The sequence below is a fragment of the Streptomyces sp. NPDC111744 genome, assembly GCF_055634995.1.
The window spans coordinates 50,741-65,104 of sequence record NZ_JBVKCG010000004.1 but is presented as its reverse complement, the minus strand read 5'-3'; the positions used below and the strand labels follow the sequence as shown (position 1 = coordinate 65,104).

Here is a 14,364-nt window from a genome sequence, read left to right as displayed (position 1 = left end):
TGAGGCGGGGGACGGCCCCCCACTCCGCCGCCCTTGGAGAAACCTCCAGTCGGCCCACCCGGTTACGCTGGCCCACGTGAAGGTCCTCGTCATCGGCGGCGGCGCCCGCGAACACGCCCTGTGCCGCTCTCTGTCCCTCGATCCCGACGTCACCGCGCTGCACTGCGCCCCCGGCAACGCCGGTATCGGCGAGGTCGCCGAGCTGCACCAGGTCGACGCCCTGGACGGCGCTGCCGTCACCGCCCTGGCCCGGAAGATCGGCGCCGATCTCGTCGTCGTGGGCCCGGAGGCCCCGCTCGTCGCAGGGGTCGCCGATGCCGTGCGCGAGGCGGGCATCCCGGTCTTCGGCCCCTCCGGGGAGGCCGCGCGGATCGAGGGGTCCAAGGCGTTCGCCAAGGAGGTGATGGCGGTGGCCGGAGTGCCCACCGCCCGTTCATACGTTTGCACAAACGCCGAGGAAGTCGCTGAGGCCCTCGACGCTTTCGGGGCACCGTACGTCGTGAAGGACGACGGGCTCGCCGCCGGCAAGGGTGTCGTCGTCACCGACGACCTGGCGGCCGCCACGGCGCACGCCGCCGGATGCGACCGCGTCGTCATCGAGGAGTTCCTCGACGGCCCCGAGGTCTCCCTCTTCGCGATCACCGACGGTGTGACGGTTCTCCCGCTCCAGCCCGCCCAGGACTTCAAGCGCGCCCTGGACGGGGATCAGGGGCCGAACACCGGGGGCATGGGGGCGTACTCCCCGCTGCCCTGGGCCGACCCCAAGCTGGTCGACGAGGTCCTGGAGACCGTTCTCCAGCCGACCGTCGGCGAGATGCGGCGGCGTGGCACCCCGTTCTCCGGTCTGCTCTACGCCGGCCTCGCGATCACCTCGCGCGGTGTCCGGGTCATCGAGTTCAACGCCCGCTTCGGCGATCCCGAGACCCAGGTGGTCCTCGCCCGGCTGAAGACCCCGCTGGCCGGCGTCCTGCTCGCCGCCGCGAACGGCACCCTCGACCACCTTCCGCCGCTGCGCTGGCGCGACGACGCCGCGGTCACCGTGGTCGTCGCCTCCCACAACTACCCCGGCACCCCGCGCACCGGCGACCCCATCACCGGTCTCGACACGGTGGCCGCCGAGGACGCCCCGCACGCCTACGTCCTGCACGCGGGGACGAAGCGGGAGGGTGGCGCGGTCGTCAGCGCCGGTGGTCGTGTTCTCTCCGTGACCGCGACCGGGGATGACCTGACCCAGGCGCGGGAGCGGGCGTACGCAGCCGTGGCGCGGATCGGGCTCGACGGCTCCCAGCACCGTACGGACATCGCGGCGAAGGCGGCGGCCGAGGCCTGAGCGCCGTGCCTGCCGTCCCCCTCCTGGTCAGGCCCCGGACCCCGGAATCCGGGGCCTGATCGTTGCTGTCTGTCGATCACCTCTGACCAAAGCCATTCCATCGAGTGACCGATGCCCCATCCGGCTGACGGGGGCCGAGGCCCCAACTAGGGTGCGGCGCAAGCGTTCCGGCACTTGGCCCACCGGCATTGCGATGTCAGTGGCGGGTGCCACAGTGGGGGAGTGAGCAACAGCCAGGACGGCTCGAGGACAGCAGGGAGGGGGTGAGGTCCGGTCGTGACCAGTACCGGTATCGGTGTGGAGGCGGGAGCGCAGGCAGCGCGTACCCGGGCCCTCGCCGTGCTGCGCGTCCGCGGCCGGGCCCTTGCCGTGGCGCTGCTGCCGGCGGCGGCCACGGTGATCCTGCTGACCGGCGGTTCCACCGGTCACTTCGTCGGCCGGGGCTGGGACACGGCCCGCTGGATCGTCGGTGTGCTCGCGATCGTCGTGCTGCTGGCCGCCGCCGGTATCGGCCTGGTCGTGGCCCGCGCCCGCCCGGCCGTGAGCCCCACGGTCCCTATCCCGCAGGAGTCCGCCCCGGACCTGTACCGGATGGTGCGCGACCTCGCCGACCGCCTGGACGTCCCGGTGCCCTCCGCCATAGCGCTCACCCCGGACTGCGACAGCTGGCTGGAGGACCGCACCCACCCGGCGCACGGGCCGCCCGCTCCCAAGGGTGGCGACGAGCTCGGCAGCCCCGGCCCGCATCGCCGTACCCCGGCCGCCCCCGTGCTCGTCATCGGCTCCCCGTTCCTGTGGTGGATGCGCGTCGGCGAGCTGCGCGCGGTCCTCGCCCCGGTCGTGGCCGGTACGGGACCCTCGGCGCACCCGGACATAGCGGCCGCCCGCCGCTTCGTGCGCGGGCTGGACGCGGCGGTCGCCGTCTCCTCGACGACCGGCCGATGTCCGGCGACCCGCCTGGTGTGCGCGGGCCTCGGCTGGGTGGCCCGGGTGCTGCTGCGGGGCTGCCGGGAGCACGCGACGCTGATGGAGCGCGGGGTGGCCGCCGCGGCCGCCGAGCGTGCACAGGCTGTGGATTACGGACTGCGGATCGTCGCCCAGGAGCAGGTCGGCCTCGCCTACGCCGGCTGGGACCGCCTTCTCACCCGGGTCGCGCTGCCCGCCTGGCGGATGGGCCGCTGGCCCTCCCGGCTGGACGCGGGCGTCGTATCGGCACTCACCGAGCTGTCCCGGCGCGACCGGCTGGCCGAGGGCTTCGCCTCCCGGCTCGGCGAGCGGCCCGCCTGTGACCTGCTGGAGGAGCCGGGCCTGGTGGACGAGGCCGCTTCGCTGCTCGCCGCCCGCCTCTTCCACGGCGGTCCCGCCGAGCCGGGCCCGGACTGGTCGCCGGTGGCCTGGCAGGAGTATCCGGACGAGGTCGTCGACCGCACCTGGCGCACCGAGGCGGCCCGGCTGCACCGCGTCCTGGACTCCCTCGGCGTCCGCGCCGCCCTCGACCCCGCCGCCCCCGACCCCGGCGGCCCCACCCTGGCCCGGGTCATGGACCACCTGACCGACCCGGCCGCCCACAGCAGGGCCAAGGAGTCCCCGGCCTACGACGAGGACGCCGACGAGGAAGCCACCGGCACCGAGCGCAGCGCCGCCCTGGCCGCCGGCCTCACCGCGGCCCTCGCCCGTGAGGAAGCCGCCGCCGTCACCCCGCGCCCCGGCCCCGACGCCCCCGCACCCACCGGGCAGGGCCCCGACAGCGCTCTCTGGGACGACTGCGCGCTGCCTCTCTTCCCCCTTCAGCCTCCGCGCACCGCCCGCGAGCTGCTCGCGGACCACGTCACGGCGATGGTCTGCTGCGCGGCCATGGACACCGCCGGAGCCACCCCCGGTCTGGACTGGCTCGACGGCCCGTCCCTGCTGGTCGACGGCGAACGGACCGCCGACCTGACCCCAAGAGTCCTCAGCCTCATCGAGGAGGGAGACCCGGCCCCGCTGCGGGCCTGGCTGGTCGAGTCCGGGATACGTCCCGAGAAGCCCGTACGGCTGGTCTGACCTGGGCGTTTCGACGCCTTAGCGGAGCGAAGCGTTCCACTTCAGGCAAATTCGCAACGAACCGTGACCGGACGCGTGCGTTATGTGATGTGCTGGGACCGTTCGGTGAAATGGCAAGCGCATCCGACATAAGACAACCGCCACCGTCGCAGCCCACGACCAGAACAGAACGACCTCGGCCACGAAACGCCGTACCACCGCACGCCGTACCACCGCACGCCGTACCACCGCACGACGACCCGGATCAGCACACTTCACGGGGGCACGAGGGAGGGGAGCCACCATGGCATCGGACCAGATCCGCCGCTGGGAGTCGGGAGCACTCGCGCACGCCGTCACGGACCCCTTCGGCCAGGGTCCCGTCCCCTGGCTGCGCGGCAGCGAGACCTATTTCGACGACACCGGTCATGTCGTCCCGTGGTACGTCGACCCGAGCCGGCCCCAGCCCACCGGTGAGAACCCGCGGATCCCCGCACCCCGGAGTGCCGTCGGCCCCCGCTCGGCGGACGACGTGCACCGTCAGATCAAAGGATTCACCTCGACCGGCGCGGTCGCCCCGGGCGAGGCCGTCGACTTCCACATCACAGTTGATCCGCCGCAGCAATTCAGCGTCGACATCTACCGCATCGGTCACTACGGCGGTGTCGGCGCCGCCAAGATCAGCACCAGCCCGCGGCTGTCCGGCATCGTGCAGCCCCCGCCGCTGGCCGCCGACCGTACGGTCTCCTGCCACCACTGGTGGCTGTCCTGGCGGCTGCAGGTCCCTTCGTACTGGAGCATCGGCGCGTATGTCGCCGTGCTCACCACGGCGGACGGCTACCGCTCCCACGTGCCCTTCACGATCCGCGACAACCACCCCGCCGACCTGCTCCTGCTGCTGCCGGACGTCACCTGGCAGGCCTACAACCTCTACCCAGAGGACGGCCGCACCGGTGCCAGCCTCTACCACGCCTGGGACGAGGGGGGCCGGCTGCTCGGCGAGTCCGACGCGGCGACCACCGTCTCCTTCGACCGGCCCTACGCGGGCGCGGGCCTGCCCCTGCACGTCGGCCACGCCTACGACTTCATCCGCTGGGCCGAGCGCTACGGCTACGACCTCGCCTACGCCGACGCCCGCGACCTGCACGCCGGCCGTGTCGACCCCGCCCGCTACCGGGGCCTGGTCTTCCCGGGCCACGACGAGTACTGGTCGCCGCGGATGCGCCGCACGGTCGACCTGGCCCGGGACAGCGGCACCTCGCTGGTCTTCCTCTCCGCCAACACCATGTACTGGCAGGTTGAGTTGGGGCCGTCCCCGTCCGGAGTCGCCGACCGCCTGCTCACCTGCCGAAAACGCAAGGGCCCGGGCAAACCCGTGCTCTGGCGGGAGATCGACCGGCCCGAGCAGCAGACGGTCGGCATCCAGTACGCGGGCCGGGTGCCCGAGCCGTATCCCCTGATCGTGCGCAACGCCGGCCACTGGCTCTGGGAGGCCACCGGCGCGCAGGAGGGCGACGAACTGCCGGGCCTGGTGGCCGGCGAGGCCGACCGCTACTTCCCGCGCACCACGCTGCCCGAGCACGAGGAGCGCATCCTGCTCGCCCACTCCCCCTACACCGACAACGACGGCGCCCCGCGCCACCAGGAGACCTCCCTCTACCGCGCCCCCTCCGGCGCCCTGGTCTTCGCGTCGGGGACCTTCGCCTGGTCCCCGGCCCTGGACCGCCCAGGCCATGTCGACCCCCGCGTCCAGCGCGCCACCGCCAACCTCCTGGACCGCATCTGCAAACGGGACTGAACCCCGTGTCCGACGGCAACCCGGCATACGGGAGAATCGGGGGCGCCTGTACAGAACCACGGGGAGGAACCGTGTCCGGATTCGTCGAAAAGCCCGAGCCCGTCGAGGTACCGGGTCTGGTGCATCTGCACACCGGCAAGGTGCGCGAGCTGTACCAGAACGCGGACGGCGACCTCGTGATGGTCGCCAGCGACCGTATCTCCGCGTACGACTGGGTGCTGCCGACCGAGATCCCCGACAAGGGCCGGGTGCTCACCCAGCTCTCCCTGTGGTGGTTCGACAAGCTCGCCGACCTCGTCCCCAACCACGTCCTCAGCACCGAGCTGCCCGAGGGCGCCCCCGCCGACTGGGCGGGTCGCACCCTGGTCTGCAAGTCCCTGAAGATGCTCCCGGTGGAGTGCGTGGCCCGCGGCTATCTCACCGGCTCGGGCCTGGCCGAGTACCAGGAGTCCCGTACGGTGTGCGGCCTCGCCCTGCCCGAGGGCCTGGTCGACGGCTCCGAGCTGCCCGCCCCGATCTTCACCCCGGCCACCAAGGCGGAGGTCGGCGAGCACGACGAGAACGTGTCGTACGAGGAGGTCGCCCGGCAGGTCGGCGCGGAGACGGCCGCCCAGCTGCGCCAGGCCACCCTCGCGGTGTACGGGCGGGCCCGGGACATCGCCCGCGACCGGGGCATCGTCCTGGCCGACACCAAGTTCGAGTTCGGCCTGGAGCAGGGCGTCGGGGGCGACGACGTCCTCGTCCTCGCCGACGAGGTCCTCACCCCGGACTCCTCCCGGTTCTGGCCGGCCGACGAGTGGGAGCCGGGCCGCGCCCAGCCGTCGTTCGACAAGCAGTATGTGCGCGATTGGCTGACGTCGGCCGAGTCCGGCTGGGACCGGAAGAGCGAGCAGCCCCCGCCGCCGCTGCCGCAGCGGGTGGTCGAGGCGACCCGGGCGAAGTACGTCGAGGCGTACGAGCGGCTGACCGGCCAGAGCTGGGGCTGACCGCCCAGGGGACACGGAGAAAACAAGAAAACAAGAAAGCCCCCGGTGAGAACCGGGGGCTTTCTTTTCCGGAGCGGACGACGAGGCTCGAACTCGCGACCTCAACCTTGGCAAGGTTGCGCTCTACCAACTGAGCTACGTCCGCATGCGCCGTAGCGCGAGAGCAACTATACCCAACCTCGCTCCCGCGCGAGACGCACTGCCGTATGACGGTTCTCCGCACCGAGTTTGGTGACGGCCGAGGAGAGGTAGTTCCGTACGGTTCCCGGCGACAGCGCGGCCCGCTCGGCGATCTCCGCGACCGGCGCCCCGTCGGCCGCCAGTTCCAGTACCTCGGCCTCCCGCGCGGTCAGCGGCGAGTCCCCGGCGGAGATCGCGTCGGCGGCCAACTCCGGGTCGACGTACCTGTTTCCCGCGTGCACCGTACGGATGATCTCCGCGAGCCGCTGCGCACTGACCGTCTTCGGGACGAACCCCCGCACACCGGCGGCCAGGGCCCGTTTCAGATGCCCGGGGCGGCCGTGGCCGGTCACGATCAGCACCTGACAGCCGGGCAGTTCGGTCCGCAGTGATGTGGCGACCTTCACACCGTCCGCCCCCGGCATCTGCAGATCAAGCACCGCCACGTCGGGCCGATGGGCCCGTGCCATGGCGAGCGCCTCCGGCCCGGTGGCCGCCTCCGCGACCACGACGAGATCGTCCTCGAGGGCGAGCAGCGCGGCGAGCGCACCCCGGATCAGATGCTCGTCGTCGGCGAGCAACAGCCGCACCGGAGAGGTCATGGGGTGACTCCGCTCGCATTCACATCGGCTGTACGACCGGCCAGCGGCACCGAGGCCACCACCCGGAACCCGTCCGCTCCCACCGGTCCCGCCTCCAACGTCCCCTCCACCACCGCGAGCCGCTCCCGCAGCCCGACAATCCCGGACCCGCCGCCCCGACCTCCGGCTCGTACCACGACCCCGTCGTTCTCCACCGTCAGCACCACGCGCCCATCCAGCACCTGTAGTCCCACCGTGCACTGTTCCGCGTCCCCGTGCCGGAGGACGTTGGTGGTCGCTTCCCGGACCACCCATCCGAGCGCTGACTGCACCTCGGCGGGCAGTCCGGCGGTGTCGCCGGTCACCGTGCAGTCGATGCCCGCGGCCACCAACACGCCCTGCGCACCGGCGAGTTCGGCCGCGAGGTCGGCGTTCCGGTACCCCCGTACGACGGCCCGTACCTCCTTCTGCGACTCCTGCGCGATCCGCTGCACCTCGATCATCTGCTCCACCGCCTCGGGCCGTTCACGGCGGGCCAGCTGCACGGCCAGCTCGCTCTTGAGGGCGATGACGGCGAGGTTCCGGCCGAGCACGTCGTGCAGATCGCGGCCGAACCGCAGCCGTTCCTCGGCGACGGCGAGCCGGGCACGGGTCTCCCGGGCCTCGTCGAGTTCGTAGACGGCGTTCAGCAGCCAGACGGAGAAGGCCGAGGTGGCGGCGAGGAAGCCGCCGGCCGTGAACACCACGACCGCGATGACCAGCGCGGCGATGCCGGGCACGCCCAGCGGGAAGGAGACCACGCCCGCCCCGAACGCCAAGCCCGCGATCAACGCCACCGCCCGCCGCTGGTCGCGGACGCCGAGCGCCATGGTGCCGGCCCCGATGGCCAGGATCCCCACGAAGACGGTGGCCGCGGCACTGCGCATGTCGTCGCCCGGCCCGCCGTACCTGCGCAGCACCAGGGCCGTGACGGCGAAGACGTACGTGGCCGCGCCGAGCGCCCACAGCAGCCGCACCGGCTGCTCCCGGCGGCCCCGCGTCCAGTCCAGCGCCCGGGAGGAGGTCAGCGCGCAGAGCATGGCGTGGACGACGACCATCGCGGTCATCCAGCCCGAGAGCGTCGCCCCCGCATCCCCGAACAACGGGAGTCCGATCGCGGTGACCTCGATCACCGCGAAGAAGTGGAATGACCAGCGTGTGTACGTCTCGACCTTGGCGGGAGTGGTCTTCGCCCGCCACCAGCCGCCTGCCCCGCTCATCCCGGTCCCGTCCCCACTGAGCACTCGTCACTCAACGCCGGGGTTCCCAGCGGAACCACCGCCGTACAGCAAACACCGCGACCACGGCCCAGGCCAGCGCGGTGAGGACCGTGCCCACTGTGTCGTAGGCGCTGAGTTCGCCGGTCCAGCCGGCGCGGACCAGCCGGACGGCCGGGGAGAGCGGGAGGAGTTCACAGACCGAGGCGACCCGGTGGGGCAGGACGTCCGTGGGGACGGCGATGCCCGAGCCCAGCATGGAGACGAAGACCAGCGGCAGCGCGGTGACCTGGGCGCTCTCGGCGGTCCGGGTGAAGGCCGAGGTGAGCGCGGCGAGCGCGGCACTGAGCAGCAGGCCCAGGAGCAGCCCGAGCAGGGTGAGATACGGCGCCTTGGGCGCACCCGCGTGGAGCAGCACCGCGCAGCCGACGGTGAGCACCAGGGCCTGAGCCAGGCCGAGACAGAGGGCGGGCAGGGCGGTGCCGGCCAGGATCTCCACGTCGGCCGGCTCGCCGGTGCGCAGCCGTTTGAGGACGAGTTCCTCCCGGCGGGCCACGTACGCACTCACCAGGGACGTGTACACGGCGAAGAGGAAGGAGAACCCGATTGCCGCGGTCAGCATCAGTGTGCCGACGTTCAGCCCCTGGGTCTTCAGGTCGATCTGGTCGATCGCGGGCCGCACACTGAACGGCAGTGCGAGCGGCACCAGCAGCGCGGTGAGCACCGCACCGCGATTGCGGCCGAGGAGCAGCAACTCGGCGCGGGCGAGGGCACCCAGCCGGCGCCGGGCCGCGGCGCCGACCGCCCGGCGCCCGCCGATGACCGTCGTGCTCATACGACCGCCTCCTTCGCGATCTCCAGGAAAGCCTCCTCCAGCGAGGCCGACCGCACCTCCAGCCGGTCCAGCTCGACCCCGGCCCGCTGGGCCCAGGCCAGCACCTCGGTGGCGGTCCGCTGCACCTCGCGGGTCCGCAGCCGTACGGCCCTGCCGAGGGTCTCGTGTTCGCACACGCCCAGGGCGGCGAGCGGCGGCAGGTCCCCCACGAAGTACCCGAGCGGCAGCTCGAAGGAGATCCGTGCGGGCCGGCCCGCGGTCACCTCGCCCGGCGTACCGGCGGCCGCGATCCGCCCCTCGTGCAGGATCGCGAGCCGGTCGGCGAGGTCCTCGGCCTCTTCCAGATGGTGCGTGGTGAGCAGGACGGTGGTGCCGGCGTCGCGCAGGGCGCTTACCAACTCCCAGGTGTCCCGGCGCCCTTCGGCGTCGAGGCCGGTCGTCGGCTCGTCCAGGAACAGCACCTCGGGCCGGCCGAGCAGCGCGAGCGCCAGATCGAGGCGGCGCCGTTCACCGCCGGAGAGCTGCTTGACCCGGACGTCCGCCTTGCCGGCGAGCCCGACCATGCCGAGTGCCTCGGCCGAGGGCCGGGCTCCGGTCGTACAGCCGGCCCACATCCGGGTCGTCTCCCCGACGGTCAGCTCGGACGGGAAGCCGCCCTCCTGGAGCATCACGCCGGTGCGCGGCCGTACGGCGGCCCGCTCCCGGTGCGGATCGTGGCCCAGCACCCGCACCCGGCCCCCGCTCGGCGGTGCGAGGCCCTCGAGGAGCTCGACGGTCGAGGTCTTTCCGGCGCCGTTGGTGCCGAGGAGCGCGAAGATCTCCCCACGGCTCACGGAGAAGGTGACTCCGCGGACCGCCTCGAACCCGCCCCCGTAGACACGCCGGAGGTCTGTGACCTCAATCACGTGTTCGTTGTCTTCCGTGGCTTCCATAGGGCGAGCGTCCCCGGGGAGCGGTTCCGTCAGCAGTGCGCGGTGTCATCACTCGCCATGACAAATGTCAGAGCGCGTCGTGGGACATGGCCGTGGGACATGAGGGCGCACGAAAAAACCCCAGTCATGTGACTGGGGTTTCTCCTACGAGCTGGAGCGGACGACGAGGCTCGAACTCGCGACCTCAACCTTGGCAAGGTTGCGCTCTACCAACTGAGCTACGTCCGCACTGCTCCCGACCGGCTCCCACCGATCGGTGCGAGCACCAGCCTACCTGATCCACAAGCATGCTCAGGACCGGCGGTGCAGAGCGGGTGACAGGAATTGCACACTGCGCCTTCCCCCTGGAAGGGGGATGTTCTGCTACTGAACTACACCCGCATGTACTCCGTGGGTTTCGGCCTTTCGGCTGCGCCCCTCGGCGTGCTTCAGACATTAGCTGATCAGCAGGGGGGTAGCGCAAGTCGGCTGCCCTCGGGGGCCGGTGACGGTCCCTGAGGACAGCCCGAGCCGCGTCTCACTGCGCGGCGCTGAACGCCTCGTAGACCTTCTTCGGGATACGACCGCGCGCCGGGACATCCATCTTGTTCGCCTGCGCCCAGGCGCGGACGGCCGCCGGGTCGGGGGCGACCTCCGTCTGCTTGTACGCCTTGCCCGACTTCGACCGCTTGCGGCCGGCCGTCACGTACGGCTCCAGGGCCTTACGCAGTTCCTTGGCGTTGGCTTGATTCAGATCGATCTCGTACGACTTGCCGTCGAGTCCGAAGGCGATCGTTTCCGCCGCTTCCGAGCCGTCGATGTCGTCAAAGAGAGTGACCACGACCTTCTGCGCCACGAATATCGGTCCCTTCGTGTGGCACGTCTATACAGCTCACCGGCGATGACGCGATGGTGGAGATGACGTGCCGAGTATCGGCTATTGCCAATTCATTTGTACAGTGCCTGGCAATACAAAGTGAAGCCCGACTAAATCCGTCCGCGTGTCCCCAGCGCAATAGATGTCGTGGGCGAACCCGGGGAACTTTCCCAGAACTTTTCGTGTGGATCCCCCACTGTCACCCGATCGTGATGCGGCTCACGTAGTTTCCTCCAACTCTACCCGCGTAGAAATTTTGTGCGGGTAGTCTGAAGATGCCTGTCGGAGCACCGGCGGGTATCTGCTCAGCAGCCAGCACCACAACACCGGGAGTGCCAGTGGCACGCGTCGTAGTCGACGTCATGCTCAAGCCGGAGATCCTCGACCCCCAGGGCCAGGCGGTCCAGCGTGCGCTGCCGCGCCTGGGTTTCGAAGGCATCTCCGACGTCCGTCAGGGAAAGCGATTCGAACTGGAAGTTGACGGGCCGGTCGACGAGGCCGCGCTCGCCCGCATCCACGATCTTGCGGAATCCTTCCTCGCCAACACCGTGATCGAGGACTTCACCGTTCGCGTCGATGAAGTGGCGGAGGCGGCCAAGTGACCGCTCGTATTGGCGTCGTCACTTTCCCGGGAAGTCTGGACGACCGGGACACCCAGCGTGCGATCCGCCTCGCGGGTGCCGAACCGGTGGCCCTCTGGCACAAGGACAAGGACCTCCACCAGGTCGACGCGGTGGTCCTCCCCGGCGGTTTCTCCTACGGCGACTATCTGCGGGCCGGCGCCATCTCCCGTTTCTCGCCGGTGATGGAGTCCGTCATCGGGCAGGCGAAGGCCGGCCTTCCGGTCCTCGGTATCTGCAACGGCTTTCAGATCCTCACCGAGGCGCATCTGCTCCCGGGCGCGATGCTCGGCAACAACCACCTCCACTTCATCTGCCGCGACCAGAAGCTGCGGGTGGAGAACGCGGGCACTGCCTGGACCGGTGACTACCGCGAGGGCCAGGAGATCCACATCCCGCTGAAGAACATGGACGGCCGGTACGTCGCCGACGAGTACACGCTCGACAAGCTGGAGGCCGAGGGGCGGGTGGTCTTCCGGTACCTCGACATGAATCCGAACGGCTCGCTCCGTGACATCGCCGGCATCACCAACGAGGCCGGAAACGTCGTAGGCCTGATGCCGCACCCGGAGCACGCCGTCGAGCCGCTCATCGGCAGCGGCCGTACCGACGGTCTCCCCTTCTTCACCTCGATCCTCAAGAAGCTGGTCAACGCATGAGCCGGACGCCTCTGGACACGGTCGAGCACGCGGCCGCGACCCCCGACGTCGAGCTGCCCTGGGCCGAACTCGGCCTGAAGAAGGACGAGTACGAACGGGTGGTGGAGATCCTCGGCCGCCGCCCGACCGGCGCCGAACTCGCCATGTACTCGGTGATGTGGTCCGAGCACTGCTCGTACAAGTCCTCCAAGGTCCATCTCCGCCAGTTCGGCGAGAAGGCCCCGCAGAGCGACGCGCTCCTTGTCGGCATCGGCGAGAACGCGGGCGTGGTGGACGTCGGCCAGGGCTACGCGGTCACCTTCAAGGTCGAGTCGCACAACCACCCGTCGTACGTCGAGCCCTATCAGGGCGCGGCGACCGGTGTCGGCGGCATCGTCCGCGACATCATCGCGATGGGCGCACGCCCGGTGGCCGTGGTCGACCCGCTGCGCTTCGGCGCGGCCGACCACCCGGACACCAAGCGCGTCCTCCCCGGCGTCGTCGCCGGCATCGGCGGCTACGGCAACTGCCTGGGCCTGCCCAACATCGGCGGCGAGGTCGTCTTCGACGCCTGCTACCAGGGAAACCCGCTGGTCAACGCGGGCGCGATCGGCGTGATGCGGCACGAGGACATCCACCTCGCCAAGGCTTCCGGGGCCGGCAACAAGGTCATCCTGTACGGGGCTCGTACGGGTGGTGACGGCATCGGTGGTGCCTCGATCCTCGCGTCCGAGACCTTCGACGACGCCAAGCCCTCCAAGCGGCCGGCCGTCCAGGTCGGCGACCCCTTCCAGGAGAAGCTCCTCATCGAGTGCACCCTGGAGGCCTTCGCGGAGAAGCTGGTCGTCGGCATCCAGGACCTGGGCGCGGCGGGCCTGTCCTGCGCGACCAGTGAACTGGCGTCGAACGGCTCCGGCGGTATGACCGTGACGCTGGACGACGTCCCCCTGCGCGACTCGACCCTCTCGCCCGAGGAAATCCTCATGAGCGAGTCGCAGGAACGCATGTGCGCGGTCGTGGAGCCGGAGAAGGTCGACCGCTTCCTGGAGATCTGCGCCAAGTGGGACGTCATCGCGACGGTCATCGGTGAGGTGACCGACGGCGACCGCCTTGAGATCTTCTGGCACGGCGAGAAGATCGTGGACGTGGACCCGCGCACGGTCGCGCACGACGGCCCGGTCTACGAGCGCCCGTACGCCCGCCCGTCCTGGCAGGACACCCTGCAGGCGGACGACGCGAACAAGCTGCCCCGGCCGGCGACCGGCGATGAGCTGAAGGACCAGGTCCTGAGGCTGGTCGGCTCCCCCAACCAGGCCTCCAAGAAGTGGATCACCTCGCAGTACGACCACTTCGTGCAGGGCAACACCGTCCTCGCCCAGCCGGAGGACTCCGGCATGATCCGCGTGGACGAGGAGACCGGCCTCGGGGTCGCCATCGCGACGGACGGCAACGGCCGCTACGCCAAGCTGGACCCGTACGCGGGCGCTCAGCTGGCGCTGGCCGAGGCCTACCGGAACGTGGCCACGACGGGCGCCAAGCCGCTGGCGGTCTCGGACTGCCTGAACTTCGGTTCGCCGGAGGACCCGGCGGTGATGTGGCAGTTCGCCGAGGCGGTGCGCGGTCTGGCCGACGCCTGCCGGCAGCTGGGCACCCCGGTGACCGGCGGCAACGTCTCCCTCTACAACCAGACCGGCGAGGCGGCCATCCACCCCACCCCGGTGGTCGCCGTCCTCGGCGTGATCGACGACGTCGCCCGGCGCACGCCGGTCGCCTTCCAGGAGGACGGGCAGCTGCTCTACCTCCTCGGTGACACCCGCGAGGAGTTCGGCGGTTCGGCCTGGTCCCAGGTTGTCCACGACCACCTGGGCGGCCTGCCGCCGAAGGTCGACCTGGAGCGCGAACGCCTCCTGGCCGAGATCCTGATCTCCGCCTCCCGCGACGGCATGATCGACTCGGCGCACGATCTGTCCGACGGCGGTCTGATCCAGGCGGTCGTGGAGTCGGCGCTGCTCGGCGGCAAGGGCGCGCGTCTGGTCGTACCGGACGGGCTCGACGCCTTCACGTTCCTCCTCTCCGAGTCGGCCGGGCGCGCGATCGTCGCGGTGCCGCGCTCGGAGGAGGTCCGCTTCAACGACATGTGCGGCGCGCGTGGGCTGCCGGTCACGCGGATCGGTGTCGTGGACGGCGACGCCGTTGATGTCCAGGGCGAGTTCGAGCTCTCCCTGACCGAACTGCGCGAGGCGCACGAGGGCACCATCGAGGCGCTGCTCGCGTAGTCGGTCCTGCGGTCACGAAGGCCCCGCCCGGATTCATGTTTCCGGCCGGGGCCT

General features: G+C 70.9%; 12 protein-coding genes and 3 tRNA genes. 7 read left to right on the top strand and 8 right to left on the bottom strand.

Translation table 11 applies throughout. The features are described from left to right. Positions 1 to 76 precede the first annotated feature (76 nt). The 4 genes from purD to ACZ7OO_RS10425 all read left to right on the top strand — a co-directional run bounded on the left by purD (position 77) and on the right by ACZ7OO_RS10425 (position 6,136). The gene (purD, locus tag ACZ7OO_RS10440; RefSeq protein ID WP_471503527.1) at positions 77 to 1,330 is read left to right on the top strand and encodes a phosphoribosylamine--glycine ligase; all 1,254 of its coding nucleotides are present in this window, start codon (positions 77 to 79) and stop codon (positions 1,328 to 1,330) included. A 276-nt stretch (positions 1,331 to 1,606) separates the two neighbouring features. Beyond that, positions 1,607 to 3,373 (top strand): M48 family metalloprotease, encoded by a 1,767-nt coding sequence (locus ACZ7OO_RS10435; protein WP_471503525.1) that lies wholly within the window; start codon positions 1,607 to 1,609, stop codon positions 3,371 to 3,373. Between the two features lie 283 nt (positions 3,374 to 3,656). Next, positions 3,657 to 5,150 carry a N,N-dimethylformamidase beta subunit family domain-containing protein gene (locus ACZ7OO_RS10430; protein ID WP_471503523.1) on the top strand — a complete coding sequence of 498 codons (1,494 nt, stop codon included), beginning with the start codon at positions 3,657 to 3,659 and terminating at the stop codon, positions 5,148 to 5,150. 71 nt (positions 5,151 to 5,221) lie between these two features. Next, positions 5,222 to 6,136 carry a phosphoribosylaminoimidazolesuccinocarboxamide synthase gene (locus ACZ7OO_RS10425; protein WP_471503521.1) on the top strand — a complete coding sequence of 305 codons (915 nt, stop codon included), beginning with the start codon at positions 5,222 to 5,224 and terminating at the stop codon, positions 6,134 to 6,136. Positions 6,137 to 6,208: 72 nt separating this feature from the next. Here ACZ7OO_RS10425 and ACZ7OO_RS10420 read toward each other — a convergent pair. The 8 genes from ACZ7OO_RS10420 to ACZ7OO_RS10385 form a co-directional block, all read right to left on the bottom strand. Further along, positions 6,209 to 6,281, bottom strand: a tRNA-Gly gene (locus tag ACZ7OO_RS10420). A gap of 22 nt (positions 6,282 to 6,303) precedes the next feature. Next, a complete protein-coding gene (locus ACZ7OO_RS10415; RefSeq protein WP_471503519.1) occupies positions 6,304 to 6,918 on the bottom strand; it encodes a response regulator in 615 nt (204 codons plus the stop codon). Next, positions 6,915 to 8,156: a sensor histidine kinase gene (locus ACZ7OO_RS10410; RefSeq protein ID WP_471503517.1), complete on the bottom strand. Its 1,242-nt coding sequence runs from the start codon at positions 8,154 to 8,156 to the stop codon at positions 6,915 to 6,917. The genes ACZ7OO_RS10415 and ACZ7OO_RS10410 overlap by 4 nt, the downstream gene beginning before the upstream one ends. 31 nt (positions 8,157 to 8,187) lie before the next feature. Beyond that, positions 8,188 to 8,988 (bottom strand): ABC transporter permease, encoded by an 801-nt coding sequence (locus ACZ7OO_RS10405; protein ID WP_471503515.1) that lies wholly within the window; start codon positions 8,986 to 8,988, stop codon positions 8,188 to 8,190. Next, positions 8,985 to 9,920, bottom strand: coding sequence for an ABC transporter ATP-binding protein (locus ACZ7OO_RS10400; RefSeq protein WP_471503513.1), 936 nt, complete (start codon positions 9,918 to 9,920; stop codon positions 8,985 to 8,987). The genes ACZ7OO_RS10405 and ACZ7OO_RS10400 overlap by 4 nt, the downstream gene beginning before the upstream one ends. Positions 9,921 to 10,072: 152 nt before the next feature. After that, positions 10,073 to 10,148 (bottom strand) — tRNA-Gly (locus ACZ7OO_RS10395). Positions 10,149 to 10,229: 81 nt separating this feature from the next. Then, a tRNA-Gly gene (locus ACZ7OO_RS10390) sits at positions 10,230 to 10,301 on the bottom strand. Positions 10,302 to 10,437: 136 nt separating this feature from the next. Beyond that, the gene (locus ACZ7OO_RS10385) at positions 10,438 to 10,755 is read right to left on the bottom strand and encodes a histone-like nucleoid-structuring protein Lsr2 (protein ID WP_351695523.1); all 318 of its coding nucleotides are present in this window, start codon (positions 10,753 to 10,755) and stop codon (positions 10,438 to 10,440) included. A 359-nt stretch (positions 10,756 to 11,114) separates the two neighbouring features. Between ACZ7OO_RS10385 and purS the strand changes: the two genes are divergently transcribed. Genes purS through purL form a run of 3 tightly spaced genes read left to right on the top strand, consistent with a single transcriptional unit; the run spans position 11,115 to position 14,310 of the window. Further along, the gene (gene purS / locus ACZ7OO_RS10380; protein ID WP_093501106.1) at positions 11,115 to 11,378 is read left to right on the top strand and encodes a phosphoribosylformylglycinamidine synthase subunit PurS; all 264 of its coding nucleotides are present in this window, start codon (positions 11,115 to 11,117) and stop codon (positions 11,376 to 11,378) included. After that, complete coding sequence (purQ, locus tag ACZ7OO_RS10375; protein WP_471503510.1) at positions 11,375 to 12,055, top strand: phosphoribosylformylglycinamidine synthase subunit PurQ; 681 nt, start codon at positions 11,375 to 11,377, stop codon at positions 12,053 to 12,055. The genes purS and purQ overlap by 4 nt, the downstream gene beginning before the upstream one ends. Continuing rightward, positions 12,052 to 14,310, top strand: coding sequence for a phosphoribosylformylglycinamidine synthase subunit PurL (gene purL / locus ACZ7OO_RS10370; RefSeq protein ID WP_471503508.1), 2,259 nt, complete (start codon positions 12,052 to 12,054; stop codon positions 14,308 to 14,310). The genes purQ and purL overlap by 4 nt, the downstream gene beginning before the upstream one ends. Positions 14,311 to 14,364: the final 54 nt, after the last annotated feature.

Excerpts from the sequence above, each read along its gene's own strand:
- ACZ7OO_RS10410 (WP_471503517.1), bottom strand. The coding sequence starts at position 8,156 with ATGAGCGGGGCAGGCGGCTGGTGGCGGGCGAAGACCACTCCCGCCAAG.
- ACZ7OO_RS10400 (WP_471503513.1), bottom strand. The coding sequence starts at position 9,920 with ATGGAAGCCACGGAAGACAACGAACACGTGATTGAGGTCACAGACCTC.
- ACZ7OO_RS10405 (WP_471503515.1), bottom strand. The coding sequence starts at position 8,988 with ATGAGCACGACGGTCATCGGCGGGCGCCGGGCGGTCGGCGCCGCGGCC.
- purL (WP_471503508.1), top strand. The coding sequence starts at position 12,052 with ATGAGCCGGACGCCTCTGGACACGGTCGAGCACGCGGCCGCGACCCCC.
- ACZ7OO_RS10415 (WP_471503519.1), bottom strand. The coding sequence starts at position 6,918 with ATGACCTCTCCGGTGCGGCTGTTGCTCGCCGACGACGAGCATCTGATC.
- ACZ7OO_RS10430 (WP_471503523.1), top strand. The coding sequence starts at position 3,657 with ATGGCATCGGACCAGATCCGCCGCTGGGAGTCGGGAGCACTCGCGCAC.